Here is a 3138-nt window from a genome sequence, read left to right as displayed (position 1 = left end):
GACGGCTCAGGATGCGTTCAACAACGTCGCGCGCACCTGCATCGAGGCGATGGCCGCCACCCAGGGCCACACCCAGTCGCTGCACACCAACGCACTGGACGAAGCGCTGGCGCTGCCCACCGATTTCTCGGCCCGCATCGCGCGCAACACTCAGCTTGTCCTGCAGCAAGAGTCCGGCACCACCAGGCCGATCGACCCCTGGGCCGGCTCGTACTACGTGGAATGGTTGACCTACCAACTCGCGCAGCGGGCCCGCGCACACATCGCCGAGGTCGCCGAGGCGGGCGGCATGGCCCAGGCCATCAACGACGGTATTCCGAAGCTGCGCATCGAAGAAGCCGCCGCGCGGACTCAGGCCCGCATCGACTCCGGCACCCAGCCGGTGATCGGGATCAACAAGTACCAGGTGGAAGAAGATCAAGAGGTCGAGGTCCTCAAGGTCGAAAACAGCCGGGTGCGCGCCGAGCAACTGGCCAAACTCGAAGAGCTGCGGGCAAGTCGGGACCAGTCGGCAGTGGAAGCCGCGCTGGCCGAGTTGTCTCGTGCCGCCGCAGCCCATGGTCGGGCCGGCGAGGATGGACTCGGCAACAACCTGTTGGCGCTTGCGGTCGACGCGGCCCGCCACAAGGCCACGGTCGGCGAAATCTCCGACGCGCTCGAGAAGGTCTACGGGCGCCACCAAGCCGAGATCCGTACCATCGCCGGGGTCTACCGCGACGAAGCTGGAAAGGCCGAGAACATGGCATCCGCCACCGAACTCGTCGAGAAGTTCGCCGAGGCCGACGGTCGGCGGCCACGGATCCTGGTGGCAAAAATGGGGCAGGACGGCCATGACCGTGGACAGAAGGTGATCGCAACGGCGTTCGCCGACATCGGATTCGACGTCGACGTCGGTGCGCTGTTCTCCACGCCGGACGAGGTCGCCCGCCAGGCCGCGGACAACGACGTCCACGTGGTCGGGGTGTCCTCCCTGGCAGCCGGTCACCTCACGTTGGTGCCCGCGCTCCGCGACGCGCTGGCCGAAGTGGGTCGCTCCGACATCATGGTGGTGGTAGGGGGTGTCATCCCACCGGGTGACTTCGACGAGCTGTACGCGGCGGGCGCGACGGCGATCTTCCCGCCCGGCACGGTGATTGCGGACGCCGCGATCGACCTGCTGCACAAGCTGGCCGAACGACACGGGTACACCCTCTAGCCAGATGGCAACTGAAAACGGCGACAGCATAGACAAACTCGCCGCGGCGGTGCGCGGCGGCGATCGCTCGGCGCTACCGCGGGCGATCACGCTCGTCGAGTCGACCCGCGCCGATCACCGCGACCGCGCACAGCAGTTGCTGCTGCAGTTGATGCCGGCCGCCGGCAATGCCCTGCATGTCGGAATCACCGGGGTTCCGGGAGTCGGCAAGTCGACCGCCATCGAGGCGCTCGGGATGCACTTGATCGGCCGCGGCCATCGGGTGGCCGTCCTCGCTGTCGACCCGTCGTCGACCAGAACCGGGGGATCGATTCTCGGTGACAAGACCCGAATGCCCCAGCTGGCAGCGCATCCGGACGCCTACATCCGCCCGTCGCCGACGTCGGGCACGCTCGGCGGCGTGGCCAAGGCCACCCGGGAGACCATCGTGCTGCTGGAGGCCGCCGGGTTCGACGTGATCCTGGTGGAGACCGTGGGTGTCGGTCAGTCCGAGGTCGCAGTGTCCAACATGGTCGATACCTTCGTCTTTCTGACGCTTGCGCGCACCGGCGATCAGCTGCAGGGCATCAAAAAAGGCGTGCTGGAACTCGCCGACATCGTCGTGGTCAACAAGGCCGACGGCGATCACCTGACGGAGGCCCGCAAAGCCGCACGTGAACTTTCCGGGGCGATCCGGCTGATTTACCCTCGCGAAACCCTGTGGCGTCCACCGGTTCTGACCATGAGCGCTTTGGAAGGCACTGGGCTGGAAGAGTTGTGGGACACCGTCGAGCGGCATCGCGATGTGCTGAGCGAGGCGGGGGACTTCGAGGCACGCCGGCGCGCCCAGCAGGTCGACTGGACCTGGCAGATGGTTCGCGACACCGTGCTGGATCGGGTGCTGTCCAACCCCGCTGTGCGCAAAGCCCGCGCCGATGTCGAGCGGCGGGTGCTTACTGGGGAATTGACCCCAGCACTGGCTGCTCAGCAAATACTGGAGCTCGCTTCGATAACGGATAGCTAAATTGCACTTCATTCATAGAGTCGAACGGTAGATTCGACGGCATGACCCTCGAAGTAGTGGGCAATCGCCGCTCCGTGCTGCCGCGCGGAGTTCACGGCGCAGCCGATCCGCACTTTGCCTGCGCGGTGCGCAGCTTTGCAAGCATGTTCCCGCACCGCCGGTTCGGCGGCGGGGCACTGGCTGTCTACCTGGACGGCGAACCCGTCGTCGACGTGTGGACCGGCTGGGAAGATCGGCGCGGACGGGTGCCGTGGACCGCGGATACCGGCACCATGGTGTTTTCGGCGACAAAGGGCATGGCCTCCACCGTGATCCATCGGCTCGTCGACCGCGGGCTGATCGAGTACGACGCACCGGTCGCGCAGTATTGGCCGGAGTTCGGCGCCAACGGGAAAGCGGATATCACCGTCCGGCAGCTGATGCGCCATCAGGCCGGTCTGTCGGCGCTGCGCGGGTCCAGCAGCCAGGACCTGCTGGACCACGAACTGATGGAACGACGCCTGGCGGCAGCGGCGCCGGGATACTCGTTCGGCAGGTCGGCCTATCACGCGCTGACCTACGGCTGGCTGCTGTCCGGGCTGGCTCGGGCCGTCACCGGTAAAGGCATGCGGCAGTTGATCCGCGAGGAGCTGGCGGAGCCGCTGGGCACCGACGGCTTGCACCTGGGCCGCCCGCCAGTCGAAGCGCCGACGCGAGCGGCACAGATCATCATGCCGCAGAGCGCTTTCCAGAACCCGGTGTTCAACGCGGTGGCGCCGATGATCGCCGCGCTACCCATGTCCGCCGGATTCGGTTCGATGTACTTCCCGGGTGTGAAAGCCGTTGCGCAAGGCGATATTCCGTTGCTGGATGCGGAGATCCCGGCGGCCAATGGTGTCGCGACTGCTCGCGGGCTGGCCCGCATGTACGGCGCGATCGCCAACGGCGGCCGGATCGACGG

3 protein-coding genes are annotated in these 3138 nt (G+C 66.8%); all 3 read left to right on the top strand.

Going from position 1 to position 3138, the window contains the following annotated elements:
- Positions 1-1195 (top strand): methylmalonyl-CoA mutase family protein (locus VN856_RS08450; RefSeq protein WP_325687968.1); only part of this gene is annotated, 1195 nt, incomplete at its 5' end.
- Positions 1134-2198, top strand: a complete 1065-nt coding sequence (gene meaB / locus VN856_RS08445; RefSeq protein WP_414686902.1) for a methylmalonyl Co-A mutase-associated GTPase MeaB — start codon at positions 1134-1136, stop codon at positions 2196-2198. The genes VN856_RS08450 and meaB, both read left to right, overlap by 62 nt.
- Before the next feature lie 41 nt (positions 2199-2239).
- The coding region (locus VN856_RS08440) for a serine hydrolase domain-containing protein (RefSeq protein ID WP_325687964.1) at positions 2240-3138 on the top strand (899 nt) is incomplete at its 3' end.

Source organism: Mycobacterium sp. (assembly GCF_035603715.1).
Classification (GTDB): domain Bacteria; phylum Actinomycetota; class Actinomycetes; order Mycobacteriales; family Mycobacteriaceae; genus Mycobacterium.
Note: the sequence above shows the minus strand (reverse complement) of the source record. Positions and strands in the feature narration are given on the sequence as shown.